The 18131-nt window shown below is 63.3% G+C and carries 10 protein-coding genes; 4 read left to right on the top strand and 6 right to left on the bottom strand.

Going from position 1 to position 18131, the window contains the following annotated elements; genetic code table 11:
• Positions 1-84: 84 nt before the first annotated feature.
• Both PMI04_RS00980 and PMI04_RS00975 read right to left on the bottom strand, forming a co-directional pair.
• Positions 85-387, bottom strand: a complete 303-nt coding sequence (locus PMI04_RS00980; RefSeq protein ID WP_007715534.1) for a hypothetical protein — start codon at positions 385-387, stop codon at positions 85-87.
• Positions 388-410: 23 nt separating this feature from the next.
• Complete coding sequence (locus PMI04_RS00975; RefSeq protein WP_283184834.1) at positions 411-3278, bottom strand: pitrilysin family protein; 2868 nt, start codon at positions 3276-3278, stop codon at positions 411-413.
• A 188-nt stretch (positions 3279-3466) separates the two neighbouring features.
• Between PMI04_RS00975 and PMI04_RS00970 the strand changes: the two genes are divergently transcribed.
• Positions 3467-5137 carry a M28 family metallopeptidase gene (locus tag PMI04_RS00970; protein ID WP_007705735.1) on the top strand — a complete coding sequence of 557 codons (1671 nt, stop codon included), beginning with the start codon at positions 3467-3469 and terminating at the stop codon, positions 5135-5137.
• 108 nt (positions 5138-5245) lie between these two features.
• Positions 5246-7825 carry an ATP-dependent chaperone ClpB gene (gene clpB, locus PMI04_RS00965; protein ID WP_007705738.1) on the top strand — a complete coding sequence of 860 codons (2580 nt, stop codon included), beginning with the start codon at positions 5246-5248 and terminating at the stop codon, positions 7823-7825.
• Positions 7826-7903: 78 nt separating this feature from the next.
• On the opposite strand, the gene PMI04_RS00960 is transcribed toward clpB, so the two are convergent.
• The 3 genes from PMI04_RS00960 to PMI04_RS00950 form a co-directional block, all read right to left on the bottom strand.
• Positions 7904-10879, bottom strand: a complete 2976-nt coding sequence (locus PMI04_RS00960) for a TonB-dependent receptor (RefSeq protein ID WP_007705741.1) — start codon at positions 10877-10879, stop codon at positions 7904-7906.
• A gap of 410 nt (positions 10880-11289) precedes the next feature.
• Positions 11290-11562, bottom strand: coding sequence for a hypothetical protein (locus PMI04_RS00955; RefSeq protein ID WP_007705743.1), 273 nt, complete (start codon positions 11560-11562; stop codon positions 11290-11292).
• A gap of 129 nt (positions 11563-11691) precedes the next feature.
• Positions 11692-12960 carry an aspartyl/asparaginyl beta-hydroxylase domain-containing protein gene (locus PMI04_RS00950; protein WP_007705745.1) on the bottom strand — a complete coding sequence of 423 codons (1269 nt, stop codon included), beginning with the start codon at positions 12958-12960 and terminating at the stop codon, positions 11692-11694.
• A 109-nt stretch (positions 12961-13069) separates the two neighbouring features.
• Here PMI04_RS00950 and PMI04_RS00945 point away from each other — a divergent pair, with 109 nt between their 5' ends.
• Complete coding sequence (locus PMI04_RS00945; RefSeq protein ID WP_007705747.1) at positions 13070-14101, top strand: hypothetical protein; 1032 nt, start codon at positions 13070-13072, stop codon at positions 14099-14101.
• A 140-nt stretch (positions 14102-14241) separates the two neighbouring features.
• Here the strand turns inward: PMI04_RS00945 and PMI04_RS00940 are convergent, their stop codons facing one another.
• Positions 14242-17196 carry a TonB-dependent receptor gene (locus PMI04_RS00940; protein ID WP_037485438.1) on the bottom strand — a complete coding sequence of 985 codons (2955 nt, stop codon included), beginning with the start codon at positions 17194-17196 and terminating at the stop codon, positions 14242-14244.
• Positions 17197-17590: 394 nt separating this feature from the next.
• Between PMI04_RS00940 and PMI04_RS00935 the strand changes: the two genes are divergently transcribed.
• Positions 17591-18130, top strand: a complete 540-nt coding sequence (locus tag PMI04_RS00935; protein ID WP_007705751.1) for a hypothetical protein — start codon at positions 17591-17593, stop codon at positions 18128-18130.
• The last annotated feature ends 1 nt before the right edge of the window (position 18131 follow it).

The raw sequence follows: 18131 nt of genomic DNA, 5'->3' as shown, positions 1-18131 counted from the left end.
ACTAATTTAATAGTTCAATATTGCATCCGTGAATTTTTGGTAATGTCCCCGCGGCCCGGCCGAAACCGGGCCGCGGGAATCCGGTCAGGCGCGGCGCGTGCCGGTGAAGGGCGCGGCACCGAAGGCACCGAGCTGCATCGTGCCGGTCAGGCTTTCACCGCTGATTTCAGCATCGCATTCCAGCGTCATCGGCATGGGGATGGTCATTTCCATCTTCCAGGTGAGCTTGTTGCCGTCGACCTGGCCGTCCTTGACGTCGAGCGAGCCCATCATGCCGGCAAAGGTGCCGTTGAAGCGGTCGCCCGTGCTGATCACGGTGAACACGCCGGTCTGCTCGCCCAGCGGGGTCTTTGCCACGCAATCATAGGCACCATCCACTGCAGCCATCTCACTTCTCCTTTACGTTAGCGTCAATCAGCCAATGTGCCCATTTCCACCGGCAGGCCGACCGCGTCAAGCTGTGGCTTCACCAATTTCGCATCGCCCACCACGACCCAGATCAGCCGGTCGGGGTTGATCGCCTCGCGCGCGGCCTTGTCCATGTCGGCCGCCGTGATCGCGCGATAGGTCGCCGGCAGGGTGGCGTAATAATCGTCGGGCCGGCCGAGCAGATTGTTGCGCATCATCGCCGACAGCAGATCCGAGGAGGTCTCGAAGCTGCCGGGCAGCGAGAGGATCTGGCCATTGATCGTCTGGTTGCGTTCCGCTTCGGTCGTGCCCTTGCTGGTCAGATAGTCCTTGATGTCCTGCCGGGCCGCGATGATCGATTCCCCCGTCTTGTCGGTCTGGACCGGGGCATAGACGAACAACGGGATGGTTTCCTTGACGCCGGGCATGCCGGTGCCCGCGCCATAGGCCCAGCCCTTCGCCTCGCGCAGGTCCATGGTCAGGCGCGACGTGCTGCTGCCGCCCAGCACCTCGTTCGCGGTGAGCAGGGTAACCGGACTGTCGGTGCCCGCCTTGTTGGTCAGCAGGCCGGCCAGGATCATCGACTGCGGGCTTTGCGGCTTGTCGACCAGCACGATCCGCGCCGGGCGCATCATCCGGTCCATCCGGAACAGCTTTGTGCCCTTGGCGCCGGTCGGCGCCTTCCAGTCGCCGAAGCGCTTTTCGAGCAGCGGCAGCAATTCGGCCAGGCTGGCGTCACCGGTGACGAAGATGGTCGCATTGTCGGGACGCATCCATGTGTCATGGAAGGCGACCAGGTCGGCGCGGGTCACGGCCTTGACCCCGGTCGCGGTGCCCGACCCGGTGAAGGGGATGCCATAGGGATGCGCCTGGCCATAGAGCAGCGGCGGCAGCAGCCGCTGGGCGATCGGCATCGGTTCGGTCTTTTCCGCCGCGATGCGGGTCAGCATCTGGCCGCGCAGCCGTTCGACCTCCTTGGGATCGAAGGCCGGGTTGCGGATGATGTCGGCAAGCAGGCCGAGCGAGGCGTCGAGATTGGGCTTGAGCGCGAACAGGCCGACATTGGTCGCATCCATGCTGTTGCCGGCGCTGATCGCCGCGCCCAGCCGTTCCTGTTCCTCGGCGATCTGCACCGAGTTGCGCGTCGTCGTGCCTTCGTCGAGCAGCGCGGTCATCAGGCCCGCCGTGCCCAGCTTCTGCCGGTTGTCAGCCGCGTTTCCGGCGTCGAAGGAGACCGACACCTTGACCACCGGCACGGTGGCACGGCGCGAGAAGACGACCGCCATGCCGTTGGACAGCTTCGCGCGCTCGACCGGCGGGAAGACCAGATCCTTGACCGGCTCGATCGGCGGTTCGGCAATCTTGGTCGCGGGCGGCGGCGTCGCCGCCTTGGGCGCCGCCCCCTTGGGATCGCGGAAATAGGCGGGATGATGGGTGGCGTTGCCCGCCAGCGCATTATCCTGTGCCGAACGCTCGCCCGGCGACACGGTCAGGCGGAAGACCGGACGGCCCAGCCATTTGCGCGCGGCGGCCGAGACGCTGGCCGGCGTCGCGGCGGCATAGATGGCGAGATCCTTCTTATATTTGCCCGGATCGTCGGAATAGACCGCGCCTTCGGCCAGGGTCACCGCCTTGCCCGAGAAGCCGCCGACCTTTTCCAGGCCGCCGATCGTGCCGGCCACCTGCTGAGTCGCGGCGCGCAGCACTTCGTCCGCGCTCGGCCCCTTGGCGAGATAGTCGGCGATCAACTGGTCGAGCCGCTTGCCGACCGCGACCGGATCCTGCCCCGGCTTCACGTCGACGGTGATCTCCGCGATCGACAGCTTCTCGAACGGCTGGATGCTGGCCTTGACGCTGACCGCGACCTTCTCGTCGCGGACCAGGATATTGTCGAGCCGCGAGGAGCCAAGGCCGCCGAACACCGAAAGGGCCAGGTCAAGCTGCTGCAGGTCGGCCGAATTGACGCCCGGCACGATCCAGTTGCGGTAGAGGCGGGTGGCAGCGACATTGTCGTGCATTTCCTTGTCCACATCCTGGGCCAGCGTCGGCACGGTCGCATCGACATCCTGCGGCGCCGGGCCAGCGGCGATGTTGCCGAACCATTTTTCGACCTTCGCCTTCGCCGTGGGCACATCGATGTCGCCGGCCAGCACCAGCGTGGCATTGTTCGGGCCATAATGGGTCTTGAACCAGTTCTGGACGTCGGCCAGGCTGGCCGCGTTCAGATCCGCCATCGAGCCGATGGTCGAGTGGCGATAAGGGTGGTCTTCGGGCAGCATGCCGGCGAGCTGTGCATATTCGACCAGGCCATAGGGCTCATTCTCGCCCATGCGCTTTTCATTCTGGACGACGCCGCGCTGGGCATCGAGCTTGGTCTGGGTGACGGCGCCAAGCAGATGGCCCATGCGATCGGATTCGAGGAACAGCGCGCGATCGAGCGCGCCGGTCGGCACCGTCTCGAAATAATTGGTGCGATCGAACCAGGTGGTGCCGTTCCAGTCGGTGGCGCCGATATCCTCAAGGCGCCCGAAGAAGGGACCATCGGCATTTTCCGAGCCGTAGAACATCAGATGTTCAAACAGATGGGCAAAACCCGTCTTGCCGGCCGGCTCGAAGCGCGAGCCGACATGATACCAGACCGAGACGGCGACGATCGGCGCCTTGCGATCGGTATGGACGATGACCCGCAGCCCGTTCGCCAGGCGAAATTCCTGATAGGGGATGTCGACCGCCGAGACCAGGCTGGACACCGGTGCGGGCGCGGCAGCGGCGGCCGGAGCGGCCTGCGCGGCGGCCCCGAGCGGCGCAAGCGCAAGCGCGGACAGGCCAAGCATCAGGGGAAGCCGGCGGGAGGAACGGGTCAAAATCATGAAAGGCCTCAAGATAAGGAAGAGGACGGTCGATACGGCCGGGCCAGGCCTGCCGCAATGGGCGCAGCATAGCGGGGCGTGATAGCGGCGCAATACGCATGATATCGACAAGCGGAGGCTGGACAGCGACGGGACGCAGGGGCAAGTCTGCGCGCCATCATCCCTAGAGACGGAAAGTCCCCGATCCCATGAAACGCCTGGCCCTGCTGGCCACCACCGCCGCCGCCCTCGTCCTGCCCACCGCCCTACCCGCTCAGACCGCCGCCCCGGCCGCATCCGATACGCCCACCTTCTCGCCCGTCGCCGTCCGCGCCCATGTCGAATTCCTGGCCGACGACCTGCTGAAAGGTCGCGACACCGGCAGCGAGGGGCATGAAATCGCCGCCCGCTATGTCGCCAGCCAGTTCGACGGGCTGGGCCTGAAGCCCGCCGGTGACGATGGCAGTTGGCTGCAGCGCATCAGCTTCCAGAAGACCGAGCGCGCCAAGACGCCGGGCACGCTGACCGTCACCGGTCCGGCCGGCAGCAAGCGCTTCACCCATGCCGGCGACGTGCTGATCGGCATGAACGCGGCCGAGCCCAAGCTGGACGTGTCGGCGCCGCTGGTGTTCGTCGGCTATGGCCTGGAAAATGCGCGGCTTGGCCTCAACGACTATGCCGGGCTGGACGTGAAAGGGAAGATCGTCGTCACCCTGCGCGGCTATCCCAAGGGACTGCCGAGCGAGGAAGGCGCGCATCTGTCCGCCACCAAGGGCAAGATCGCCGAGGCGCATGGCGCGATCGGCATGCTGTCCATCGGTACCCTCCAGTCGATGAAGGCCCGCCCCTGGAACCGCATGGTCCAGTTCGCCGACGAGCCCGACTTCACCTGGGTCTCGCCAGAAGGCGTGCCGTTCGACGCCGCTCCGGGCATCCGGGTCGGCGCCAGCCTGGACGATGCGGCGGCGCAGGCGGTGTTCGCCGGCGCGCCGACCAGCATCGCGGCGATCCGCAAGCAAGCCGACAAGGCCGGCGGCAAGCCCAAGGGCTTTGCGCTCAAGTCGAATGTCCAGATCCAGGTCGAAAGCGTCAGCGAGCGGGTGACCAGCCCCAATGTCGTCGCCATCCTGCCGGGCAGCGACCCCAAGCTGAAAGACGAATATGTCGTCCTGTCGGCGCATCTCGACCATATCGGCATCAGCCCCGCCAAGCCCGGCGACAAGCCCGACACCGACCGCATCAACAATGGCGCGCTGGACAATGGCGCCGGCATCGCGACCATGCTGGAAGTGGCGCGTGCCATGGCCCAGTCGCCCAACAAGCCGCGCCGATCGATCGTCTTCCTGGCCTCCACCGGCGAGGAGAAGGGCCTGCTGGGCGCGGACTATTATGCCCGCCATCCCACCGTTCCGGGCAAGCAGATCGTCGGCAATGTCGACCTCGACATGCCGCTGCTGCTCTATCCCTTTACCGACGTGATCGCGTTCGGCGCCGACCATTCGACCCTGGGGCCGATCGTCGCCAAGGCAGTCGCGCCGATGGGGATCACGCTGGCCGCCGACCCGATGCCGCAGGAAACCATCTTCGTGCGGTCGGACCATTATATGTTCGTGAAGCAGGGCGTACCCGCCGTCTTCCTGGCGACCGGCTATGCCAATGGCGGCGAAAAGGCCTGGGGCGAATTTCTGAGCGGCGCCTATCACCATCCCGGCGACGACATGACGCAGAAGATCGACTGGGACGCGGGCGCGCGCTTTGCCGAAGCCAACTACCGCATTGCCAGGGTTATGACCGATAGCGACACCCCGCCCCAATGGTACAAGGCAGACTTCTTCGGCGACCTGTTCGCACCGGACGCGGCCAAGGCGCCGAAGCAGTGAGATAAATGCCGTAAGCCAAATGCACGGGGGCGCGGATTTTTTGCCCGCGCCCCTTGTGTGTCATTTTTGCAACATTACATCGCCAGCAATGCCTTGAAGGGGATGATAATGAACCTCGAAAAATTTACCGACCGCGCCAAGGGTTTCCTGCAATCGGCGCAGACCGTTGCGATCCGCATGAACCATCAGCGGATCAGCCCCGAACATCTGTTGAAGGCGCTGCTCGAAGATGAGCAGGGCATGGCGTCCGGCCTCATCAAGGCGGCGGGCGGCGATGCCGCGACCGCACTGCGCGAGACCGATGCCGCGCTGGCCAAGGTGCCGGCCGTATCGGGCAGCGGCGCGCAGCAGACGCCGGGCCTGGACAATGATGCCGTGCGCGTGCTCGATAGCGCCGAGCAGGTGGCACAGAAGGCGGGCGACAGCTTCGTCACCGTCGAGCGGCTGCTGCTGGCGCTGACGCTGGCGACGACCACGGCGGCGGGCAAGGCGCTGGCGACCGCCGGCGTGAAAGCCGAAGCCCTCAATGGCGCGATCAACAGCCTGCGCGGCGGCCGCACCGCCGACACCGCGGGCGCGGAAGACCGTTATGATGCGCTGAAGAAATTCGCTCGCGACCTGACCGATGCGGCTAGGGCCGGCAAGCTCGATCCGGTGATCGGCCGCGACGAGGAAATTCGCCGCACCATCCAGATCCTGGCGCGCCGGACCAAGAACAACCCGGTGCTGATTGGCGAGCCGGGCGTCGGCAAGACCGCGATCGCGGAAGGGCTGGCGCTGCGCATCGCCCATGGCGACGTGCCCGATACGCTGAAGGACCGCACGCTGATGGCGCTCGACATGGGCAGCCTGATCGCCGGCGCCAAATATCGTGGCGAATTCGAGGAGCGGCTGAAGGGCGTGCTCGACGAGGTGAAGGGCGCGGACGGGCAGATCATCCTGTTCATCGACGAGATGCACACGCTGATCGGCGCGGGCAAATCGGAAGGCGCGATGGATGCCGGCAACCTGCTGAAGCCCGCGCTTGCCCGTGGCGAACTGCATTGCATCGGCGCGACCACGCTCGACGAATATCGCAAATATGTCGAGAAGGACCCGGCCCTCCAGCGGCGCTTCCAGCCGGTGTTCGTCGGCGAGCCGACGGTCGAGGACACGATCTCGATCCTGCGCGGCATCAAGGACAAATATGAGGCGCATCATGGCGTGCGCATCGCCGACGGCGCGATCGTGGCGGCGGCGACCCTGTCCAACCGCTATATCACCGACCGTTTCCTGCCCGACAAGGCGATCGACCTGATGGACGAGGCCGCGAGCCGCATCCGCATGGAGGTGGAGAGCAAGCCCGAGGAGATCGAGAATCTCGATCGCCGGATCATGCAGCTGCAGATCGAGCGCGAGGCGCTGAAGAAGGAAAGCGACCAGGCGTCGAAGGACCGGCTGGCCAATCTGGAGACCGATCTTGCCAATCTGGAGCAGCAGTCGGCCGAGCTGACCACGCGCTGGCAGGCGGAGAAGGACAAGATCGCCAGCGAAGCCAAGCTGAAGGAACAGCTGGACGCCGCGCGCCTCCAGCTGGAGCAGGCGCAGCGCGGCGGCGACTATGGCAAGGCGGGCGAGTTGCAATATGGCACCATCCCGCAGCTTGAAAAGCAGCTGGCCGAGGCCCAGGGCGCGTCCAAGGGCGCGATGCTGCGCGAAGAGGTGACGGCCGAGGATATTGCCAGCGTCGTGTCGCGCTGGACCGGCATTCCGGTCGACCGGATGATGGAAGGCGAGCGCGAGAAGCTGCTGGCGATGGAAGCGGAACTGGGCAAGCGGGTGATCGGCCAGGCCGATGCCGTGCGCGCGGTGGCGACCGCCGTGCGTCGCAGCCGGGCGGGCCTGCAGGATCCGAACCGGCCGCTGGGCAGCTTCCTGTTCCTTGGCCCCACGGGCGTCGGCAAGACCGAGCTGACCAAGGCGCTGGCCGGATTCCTGTTCGACGACGAGAGCGCGATGGTGCGTATCGACATGAGCGAGTTCATGGAGAAACACTCGGTCGCCCGGCTGATCGGCGCGCCTCCGGGCTATGTCGGCTATGAGGAAGGCGGCGTGCTGACCGAGGCGGTGCGGCGCCGGCCCTATCAGGTCGTGCTGTTCGACGAGGTCGAGAAGGCGCACAGTGATGTGTTCAACGTGCTGCTGCAGGTGCTGGACGATGGCCGCCTGACCGATGGCCAGGGCCGCACCGTCGACTTCACCAACACGATCATCGTGCTGACGTCGAACCTGGGCAGCCAATATATCGCCGCCCAGCCCGACGACGAGCCGGTCGAGAAGGTCGAGGATCAGGTGATGGAGATGGTGCGCAGCCATTTCCGCCCCGAATTCCTCAACCGCCTGGACGAGATCATCCTGTTCCACCGGCTGGGTGCGGGCCATATGGCACCGATCGTCGATATCCAGGTGGCACGGGTGCAGAAGCTGCTGAAGGACCGCAAGGTGACGCTGAACCTGACCGGCGAGGCGCGGGCCTGGCTGGGCCGGGTCGGCTATGATCCGGTCTATGGGGCGCGGCCATTGAAGCGGGCGGTGCAGCGTTATCTGCAGGACCCGCTGGCCGACCTGATCCTGCGCGGCGAGGTGCCGGACGGATCGACCGTGACGGTGGAAGATGGCGACGGCGCGCTGAAGCTCAGTGTCGGCTAAGTCGGGCGCGCCGCACGCCAGTTGGTCCTGAAAGGAGGGCGGCCCCGCAAGGGAGGGCCGCCCTTTTATATTATCTAATTAGAAGCTGGCCTTCGCGCCGATGCGGAAGGAGCGGCCCAGGATCGCCGACTCGCCAACCACCGGGTTGTAGAGATAGGCGCCATATGTGGTCGCATCGATCGGCGGCTTGTTGTTGAAGACGTTCATGACGTTGGCATAGAGCTCGAACTGGTCGTTGACCTTGATCGTGCCCGTCATGTCGACGCTGATGAACGACTTCACGCGGCAGCCCTGATAGGCGTCACCATCATAGTTGGTCGGCACCAGGCTGCAGTCGCCGGCAACGCCGCCCTGATCCTCGGCCGAATAGTCATAGCCATCGGTGTAGTAAGCGGTGGCGCTGATCGAACCACGGCCGAAGTCCAGCGTATTCTGCCAGCTGCCACGCCATTGCTGCGTACCCGAACCCGAAGTCAGGTTGAAGTTGCCGAGCGTGTCGACATAATGTTCGACCGTGCCGTCGGGATATTCGGTGTTCAGCTTGATGACATAGGTCGCATCGATCGAGGTCGAGAAGGTGATATTGTCGTTCAGGCGGAACTTGCCCATCGCGTTGAAATCGATGCCCGACGTCTTGATCGTGTTGGCATTGATGAAGCTGCCTTCCACGAAGGCGATGCGGCGCTGCGAACCGGTATGTTCCTGGTCGACCTCGTCCGGAATCACCGTCACGCCATCATAGGAGGTTTCCCCGGTGGCATAATAGTTGGCGATCGCGTTCGAGAAGTTCACCGAGGTGATCGCGCCGGTCTTCTTGATGTTATAATAGTCGACGCTGAACGACAGATTGTTGAGCGGCTGGAAGGTCGCGCCGAGCGTGATGTTGCGCGACTTTTCCGCCTTCAGGTTCGGGTTGCCGACCGTCGTCTGACCGATCGAATAGGTGGTCAGATAAGTGTTGGGACCGGTGCCGGCCGAGTTCAGATGCTGGTCGATGAATTCCTGCGGCATCGAACCGATCGACTGGGTGACATAGCCGGTAGTCGGCAGGGCGCCCATTTCCGCAAAGCTGGGGATGCGGAAGCCCTTCGAGAAGGTGCCACGGAACATCAGTTCGCGGATCGGCTTGAACTTCGCGCCGAACTTGGGCGAGAAATTGTCCTGGCCGGTCGAATAATGGTCGTAGCGACCCGCCGCCGTCAGTTCGAGCTGGTCGACGATCGGCGCGCTGACCTCGAAATAGGCGGATTCGACGTCGCGATGGCCCTTGGCGCCGAAGGCGTTCAGGCGGAAATAGCGCTCCGTCTGACCGTCATAATCGGGGTTGCCGCTGGGATTGTTGAGCGATTCATAACGCGCGGCAACGCCGACTGCGACCTGCAGCGGACCACCCGGCAGGTCGAACACTTCCTTCGAAATGCTGGCCTGGCCCTGATAGAGCTGGGTCTTGCTGTGGTTGATCTGGGTCGGGGTCAGATAATCGAGCGTCTCCTGCGAGGTCGCCGAGGGGTTCATGAAGTTGTACGAACCGTCCGCGATCACATCGAGCAGATGCTGGATGTAGACATAGCCCTTGGCCGTGGTCTTGAGCTTCGAGACCATGGCGGTGCCATCGACCTGATAATGCCAGTCGTCGCCGAAATCGCCCTTGATGCCGGCGGCCGCGCGGAAGACCTGGCTGACCGATTCATTATATTCGGTGCTGGTCGGCAGGCGGCCGATGATGGCGGCTTCCTGGCCCTGGGCGGCATAGGGGTTATTGGGGTTCAGCGTACCGTTGCTGGCGTCGCAGCTGGCGGTGCCACGGGCGCAGACATAGACCGGCAGACGCAGCAGGCCCGCACCGGTCGAGGTCGAATAGGCCGAATAGTCGATCCCGGCCGGGGCATTGGCGCGGATGATCGAGGCAAGGCCGGTGTAGGAGGACTTGCTGTTCTCATAGTTGAGTTCGAGATAGGCTTCGCCGCTGTCGCCGACGATCTTGGTGAAGCGGCCCGAAATGCCCCAGCGCTGCTGTTCCGGCAGGACCTGGCTGTAATCGTGGGTGATGTCCTGCTGGCAAACCGTCTGCGGCGCGGTCTTGTTGGCCGCATATTCCTCGGCCGTCAGCGTGTAGGGCGTCAGGCTGCCGCAGCCGGCAGCGGCGTTGAGCAGTTCGTAGCGGCCGGTGCCAGCGCCCGTTGCCGCATCATAGGGACGCGCCATGAACACGTTGGTCGCGGTCGACAGGCCGGTGAAGCCGATGCTGGGATCGACACCATTGGCAATGTTGTTGGGACCACAGACGCCGTCATGGCAGATGCCCGACTGGTTGTCCGTATTGTAGGGATAGCCCAGGTCCTTGTTATAGACCGCCTGGCTCTTGAGATAATGGGCGCTGACATAGGCGTTGAAGCCCTGTTCGGACAGGTCGCCATAACCATAGGTGGCCGACAGGCGCTGGTTGGCGCCATAGCCCTTTTCGGCGACGCCGGCTTCGGCCTGAAGGTGCAGGCCCTTCACTTCGCGCTTGGTGATGATGTTGACCACGCCGGCGACCGCGTCGGCGCCATAGGTGGCCGACGCGCCGTCCTTCACCACCTCGACCCGGTCGACGATGGCGTCGGGGATGGTGTTCAGGTCAACGAAGTTGCGCGTGCCGTCGTCGGCCAGCGGATAGTAAGCGGCGCGCAGGCCGTCGAACAGCACCAGCGTCGAGGAGGTCGACAGGCCGCGCAGCGAGACCGCCGAGGCGCCACCGGCGAAGGCGCCATTGGCCGAGAAGCCGTTGGTCAGCGCCGGGCCGTTATTGGCCGACAGATTCTGGATGCCCTGCTGGACCGTGGTGATGCCGCGGATCGCCAGATCTTCCGACGACACGGTGGTGATCGGCGAAATGCTGTCCTTGTTGGCTTGGCGCAGCAGCGAACCGGTGACGACGATCGTGTCGTTCGCGCCGTCATCGGCCTGCGGAGCATTATCCTGAGCATGGAGGGGCGCCTGGAACAGCGCGGTGGCGAGAATGACGGGCGCGACTCCGGCCCGCAAAAATGCGGCAATCGATGCGTTCTTCAAATTTCCAGTCCCTTAATCTGGAGCGACAGATTTTCTGTCTGCTGTGACCAGTGCGACCCTGCGGAACCACAAGGCGGGGCATGGGTGCGCCCCATGGGATTGGCTGTAAACCCCGTTGCGTTACGAAACGTTACGATTTTTACAAATGTGCAACATTACAGCAACACCGTTACGGTGTTGAAACATAACAATAATTCAGGTCATTCGGGAGGATAAGGCGGCGGGGAAAGCAGTAGCATTTCGTAGGATTATCACCCGCATCATCGGCTTTCCCCGTATAGAGGAAGATGAAGTTTCCAATGGTCCCAGATAAAAAGAGGGGGCACCACGCGTGATGCCCCCTCCCCCTCTTTCACCCGAAGGATCGATTTTCCTGCCGAAAATCCGGCGGGACGCGCGATCCGGACGGCTTAGCCGTTGGGGTTCATGCCTGCGCGGTTGCGACTGATAAGATCGTCCGCATCGCGATTCTGCTGCTCGCTGATCGCCCGCCATTCCGCATTGGTCTTGCAGACACGGGTCTTGCGCACGAGCGAACCGGTTTCATCGAGACGGCGGCAACGCACGGCGTTGGGATCATTCTTGTCCAGTTTTGCAGCAGGCTCTGGCGACTGGGCCGAAACAGTCACCGGAATCGTCACCAAAGAAAGCCCGACAAGGACGGCACCGAGACGAATAGACATTCAAAAGCTCCTACAAGGACCAGGGCTGGACGCTTCGTTCATGCGGCGGTGCACCCTGCCTATCGCCGCTTAATAACATGGTTGTTATATAAATATCAGCGCGGGGCAACGTAGAATCGCAGCAAATTCTCACGCATCGGGTCGATGCGCGCTCTGATCCGCCAGGGCAAAATAGCGACGCAGAAGTTCCTGTTCTCGATTGGTAAGATACGGATTCCAAACGTCAAAGATCAAAACCGCGCGTAATGTATCGCTATCGTTCCACGCCTCATGCTCGATCGTGTCGTCAAATGCGAAAGCCTTGCCTTCTTCCCATTGCCGCGTTTCGCCACCGACCCGGAAGCTGCAGCCGGGCGGCACGATGAGCGGCAGGTGGACGATCGCCCGCGTGTTCGTAACCCCGGTATGCGCAGGAATATGGGCCTTGGGCTTGAGCAAGGAGAAGAAGGCCGAAGGCGCCCGACCGCCGATATAGCTGCGCGGCAGTGCATCCAGTGCCGCCGCCGTCTGCGGGCAGAGATCGCACACCGCATCATTGCGCACCCCATATTCCCACAGGAAACAGGCCCCCCAATCGAGCGAGCCGTCAAGCGACGTCCATTTATTGTCCGGCGTCCCGCTTTCCTGGCGGACATAGGGACGAAGCAGATCGGCACCCTGGCGCAGCAGGTTGTGCAGTTCCGCACGGATGGCGTCGGTCTGCGCTTCCAGCGCATCCAGCCAGGGGAAATGCGATCGATCGAAAAACTCATCCGCCGGCAGGAACGGATAATGCAGACCCGCGCATTCGTTCCGATAGATGCGCCGCCGCCCCAGCAGATGATCGATGCCCGCCTTGAAACGGCGAACGTCGGGATCGGGCTGCCCCGCCAGATCATCCGCAAAGCCGGCGTCGATTTCCGCCGCGAGCGCCGCCATCCGGCCGCGCACGAACGCCCGCGCCTCATCCAGCCGGGCCTGCAGCGGCGGCGGAATTTCCTCCAGCCCATCGGACAGAGCCAAGACCTGGCTCCAGCTCTGGGTCGCCGCCGCCACCTGGCCACGCCGCTGCTGCAATTCCGCCATGCGCAGTTGCGCCATGAAATGGATGCGGTCGATGCCAAGCACGCGGTCGAGCGCGGCCTGCTCTGCATCATCGTCGCCACACCCCCGCAGCGCCGTAGCCAGATTCATCCAGAGCGCAGGTTGCTGCGGATCGCAGTCGGTGGCGCGACGGAAGAAGATGACGGCGTCGGCCGCCCTGTTCATCGCAAGCGCCACCATCCCCCGACCGTTGAGCAATTGCGGACTGTTCGGCGCCAGCCGAAGCGCCTCATCCAGGAGCGCGGCTTCGCGCACCCGATCCCCCTTTGCGCGCGCCTCATCGACGCGACGCAACACTGTTGCAATATCGTTCATTCATACCCCCGATCCGCAAGCTGCCCAAAGCATGGCCATCGTGCAACCGCAAAGGCATTGCCCGCGCCACGGCTTGCCGCCTTGCATCCATCATGCGAGGACGAACGGCATGAGCAGTTCCGCACCGTCCAGCCGCCAGGCCCTGGCAAATCCCGCCTGGCTGGCGCACCGTTATGATGAGCGACAGGATAGTTTCCACCTGGTCGAGGCCGATCGGCAGACACGCGCCAAGGCCACGTTCCTGACCGACGAACATCTGGCGCCCGGTCCGCCGATGGTCATACAGCGGACGGAAGCCCTAGCCCTAGCCCCCGCGCCCTCGCCGGTCCATTTCATCTTTCATTCCGCCTATTGCTGCTCGACGCTGCTCGCCCGTGCGCTGGACCTGCCAGGCAAGGCCACGACGCTCAAAGAGCCGGTCCTGCTGAACGACATGGTCGGCTGGCGCCATCGGGGGGGAGACGGCAAGCGCATCGCCATGGTGATGGACCAGGGTCTGCGCCTACTGGCCCGCCCCTTTGCCGCAGGCGAGAGCGTGATCATGAAGCCGTCCAATGTCGTCAACGGCCTTATCCCGGCGATGATGGCGATGCGCCCCGATGCCCGCGCGCTGTTCCTGCACGCCCCACTGGAGCAATATCTGTCCTCAATTGCCCGCAAGGGCCTGTGGAGCCGCCGCTGGGCACGCGAGTTGCTGGTCAAGCAGATGCGCGACGGCAGCATTCCCTTCGGCTTTGAACAGCATGACTATCTCGAATTGACCGATCTGCAAGCCGCAGCGGTCGGCTGGCTGGCCCAACAGGCGCTGTTTGCAAGGCTGTTGCGGGAATATGGTCCGGCCCGCGCACGGTCGCTCGACAGCGAAGCCTTGATGCAGGATCCGCGACGGACGATGGTGGCCCTGGTCGCACATTTCGATTTGCCCCTTTCCAACGCGGATATGGACGCCATGCTGACCGGCCCTGCATTCGCGACCGACAGCAAGACCGGCGATGCGTTCGGGGCCGAACGCCGCAGCCAGGATCGCCAGACCGCGATGGCGGTTCATGGCGAGGAAATCGGGATGGTCCTACGCTGGGCCGAAGAAATCGCCGTCCGCTTCCAGGTCCCGATGCAGCTCCCCCACCCGCTGGCCGCCTGAGCCTCACCTTACCCCGACATGCCCGGGCCGGAAGGCATTGCGCAGGGTCGCGTCATGCCCTGCCCCCACATCCGGCAGACAAAAAAAGAGGCGGACCGCAAGGTCCGCCTCTCTCTTTTTTCAGATCGATCCGGTTGGGATCAGAACTTCATCTTCGCGCTGACAGCGAACTTGCGGCCCAGAGCGTCGTAGGTCGACGGGTAGGTGTTGCCGCTGTTGTACGAGGTCGAACCGGCCGAACCACCGACGACCGGGGGCTTCTTGTCGAACATGTTCATGACAGTGAAGGTCAGGGTCACGTTGTCCGACACGGCGGCACGAGCCGTCAGGTCGAAATAGTCGTAAGCCTTGATCTTGCGGAACTGCGGATCGATGGTGCAGCCGTCCGGATCGGCACCGGCCGGATCTTCACAACCCGCGTCGATACCGGAAGCGATATCGTCGGCCAGCTGCTGCGGCTCGAACTTCACGCTGTCGATATGGCGCCACAGGAGCGACAGATCCACGTCACCGAAGGTGAAGGTGGTGCGCTGCGACCACTGGAACTTCGGCTGGATCGAGGCGCAGTTGACCGAGTAGTAGCCAACGCAATCGCGGTTCAGCGAAGTCGGGGTTGCCTGGAACTTGGAGCTGTTGGTCCAGTTACCGTTGAAGCCCAGCGTCAGCGTCGCGAAGTTGAACTCATGCTTGTAGTTCAACGACAGGTCGATGCCGTCGGTCTTCAGCGTACCCAGGTTCGACAGCGGCAGGTACAGACCGGTGGCGGTACCGTTCAGGCTGCCGTCTTCGGCGCGACCGATGACGGTACAGGCGGTGCTGGACGCGCTGGCGGCCGTGATGTTGCCGAAGCAGTCGTTCATCGCATCGCCCGGAGTCGGGGTCGTGATCGCGTCCTTCACCTTGATGTTGTAGTAATCGATCGTGGCGTAGAAACCGCGCAGGAAGGTCGGCGTGATGGTCGCACCGACGCCCCAGCTGTCCGACGTTTCCGGCTTGATGTCCAGATTGCCGCCGGTGCTGGCATTGGCCTGAGCAGCCGAAGGCTGTTCGATGAAGCCGATGGTGTCAGCCGGCGCACCCTGAGCGAGACAGATCGCGGCCAGATTGGCGTTGCCAAGCGGAGCGCTGCCGGCGCAGGGATCGGTTGCCAGGTTGGTCAGGCCGGTGGTCAGCGGCGTGAACAGTTCCGCAACGTTCGGTGCACGGACGGCGCGCGAATAGTTACCGCGGAACTTGATATCATCGACGGGAGCCCAGCTACCTTCGAACTTGTAGGTCCAGGTATCATAGCTCGGCTTGCCCGGCGCATCGACCGTGTAGCTCGAATAGCGGACGCCGGCGCCAACCGACAGCAGCTTGGCGAACGGACGATCTTCGATCAGCGGCGCGATCAATTCGCCATAGGCTTCATAGACATCGAAGCCGCCGTTTACATCAGGCTGGGCACCACCGGCACCACCCAGATCGTTCGCCTTCGACAATTCGTCCGACTGGATCATCGCCGTGTACTTGCGATATTCGCCACCGACGGCGAAGCCGATCGGGTTCGATGCCAGCGGCGAAGTCACGCCGAAGTCGCCGCTCAGCGTAGCATGAGCCTGCGCGAGGGTGGTCTTGGTCGTGATCTGGCTGTTGGCAGTCAGATAGTCGACCATGTCCTGGGTGATCGAACCGGTCGGGCCGAAGATGTTCAGCGGGACGCAAGTGTCGGAACCGTCAAGGCAGGTGGTGGTGTTGGTCGCCAGCAGTGCGTTTTTAACGCGCGAATTGAGCGTGTAGCCCTGCTGCGTCTGGACCTGCTCCGATTCACCATAGGAACCGCCGACATCCCAGCTCAGGTGCGAGCCGATATCGCCCTGGAAGCCCAGCGCATAGTCGAAGAAGGTGGTCTTGAATTCCGAGATACGCGGACCGGCTTCGACCGCACGACGCGAGATCGTGGTGTTGAAGGTGCGATAGTTCGGATCAGTCGTGCTGGTCGCGCCGGCAGCAGCCGAGCACTGCGCGGTGGTCAGACCATTCGCAGTACAGAACTGATTGCGGATGCCGTCAGACAGATAGGGGTTGCTGTAGGGGATCACGACCGCCAGGGCGAAGGCGCCCGACGGAGCGATGATCGTGTTGACCGTGTTCTTCGAGAACATGCCACGGGTGTAGGCCTTGACCGAGTCGCTGATCTCGTAATTGGCCGAACCGAACATGTTGAAACGCTTAAACGGCGTCTGGAAGATGTTGTACGGGTTGAAGTTGTAGGTCTGGTAGGTCGGAACCAGCGAATTGCCGTCGGCGCTGATCTGGCGCGTACCGGCACCCGGCAGCGACATGCGGGTCGGCGAGGTCGTGCCCGAACCCTGGCACGAGATGCACTCGGCGAGATAGGATTCGAGATAGGTCTTCGAGAAGGAACGCGCGCCCTGGTAGACGGGGTCGACTTCCTGGTAGCCGATGCTGAGCACCGCGTTGCCGCGGCCGTCGTCGAAGTTCGCACCCATGGTGACGTCGGCGCGGAAGGCATTGCCGTCGCCATCGTCGGTCAGCTGGTTCGAGACGGTACCTTCGAAGCCCGAGAAGTCCTTCTTCAGGATGAAGTTGGCCACGCCCGCGATCGCGTCGGCACCATAGGTGGTCGATGCACCACCGGTCAGAACGTCGACGCGCTCCACCAGGGCCAGCGGGACGTTGTTAAGATCGAAAACGCCGCCCAGGCCGTAGGGAACCATGCGACGACCGTCGATCAGGACGAGGTTGCGGTTCGAGCCCAGGCCACGCAGGTTGAGGGTCGATGCACCGCCGTTGCCGTTGTTCACGGCCGAACCGATGCTGGGAACGACGCCCGGAATTTCACGCAGCAGCTGTTCTGCGTTGTTGCTCTGGCGCAGGTCGATTTCGTCCGACGTGGTCGCCAGAACCGGCGTCGACTGAGCCAGGTTGGGGTTCCTGATAAGCGAGCCGGTCACAACGATGGTATCGCTGGTGTCGGCTTCGGCAGCCTGCGGCGCATCCTGCGCGAACGCGGCGGTCGCGATCAGCGACGCACCGAGGATCGCCGGAGCGGCGCTGGCACGCAAAAGTGCCCTCTTAGAAAAAGTCTTCACGGTTCCAGTCCCTTGCTCTGGAGTGTGGCAGATCACCTGCCTTCATGTGCACCTACAAGGGGATATGGTGCCCGACAGCGATCCCCCGTATGGATTTAGGGAACCTGCGCGGAGGGAAAGCTGCTGTAAAGCACGGGAAATGGCGCCTGACCTCTTTTGAAGGGGGCTGTATCAAAAATGCAACAAGGCGCGAAACGGACTGTTTTACGGCCGAAAAGCAAGATAATTTCACAACATGGCATTCGTTGACATCAATGCTGCATCAGCGAGCATGAACGATGTCAGATTGTGACGCATTACCCCATGCCAGGGTCGTTTCGTCGTCCCTATTGACCTTCGCTCTGGCCAAGGCATGGTGACGCCGCGACGCCCAGACCCATGGAGAATCATGCAAATGACGGCCTATCGAAGCTTGTTGCTGGCCATGCCGCTGTGCCTCGCCGCGACCGGAAGCATGGCGGCAGAACGGCAACAGCCCAAGCCAGAAATATTCGTCAATCTACTGAAATGCAGAGATATTGCAGAAGACGCGGCGCGCCTGTCCTGCTTCGACCAACAGGTCGCCACGATGGCAAGCGCATCGCAGCGCGACGAGGTCGTCGTGCTCGACAAAACCGAGCTCAACAAGACGCGGCGTACGCTGTTCGGCTTTTCCTTCCCCAAGCTCCCCTTCCTGGGTGACGACGAGAACAAGCCCGATGCGCCCGAAACCGAAGGCGTATCCCGGATCGAGGCGAAGATCACCACGGTCAAGAGCCTGGGCTATGGCAAATGGCTGATCACGCTGGAAGATGGCGCGCAGTGGCTGACCACCGAGGCTTCGGCGCGCGATCCCAAGCCCGGCTCCACGATCGAACTCAAACGTGCCGCCATGGGAAGCTTCCTGGGCAAGATCGACGGGGGACGGGCGGTCCGCATGAAGCGGGTCGGCTAAA

Origin of the sequence: Sphingobium sp. AP49, assembly GCF_000281715.2 — a bacterium.
In the GTDB taxonomy this organism is placed as follows: domain Bacteria; phylum Pseudomonadota; class Alphaproteobacteria; order Sphingomonadales; family Sphingomonadaceae; genus Sphingobium.
Note: the sequence above shows the minus strand (reverse complement) of the source record. Positions and strands in the feature narration are given on the sequence as shown.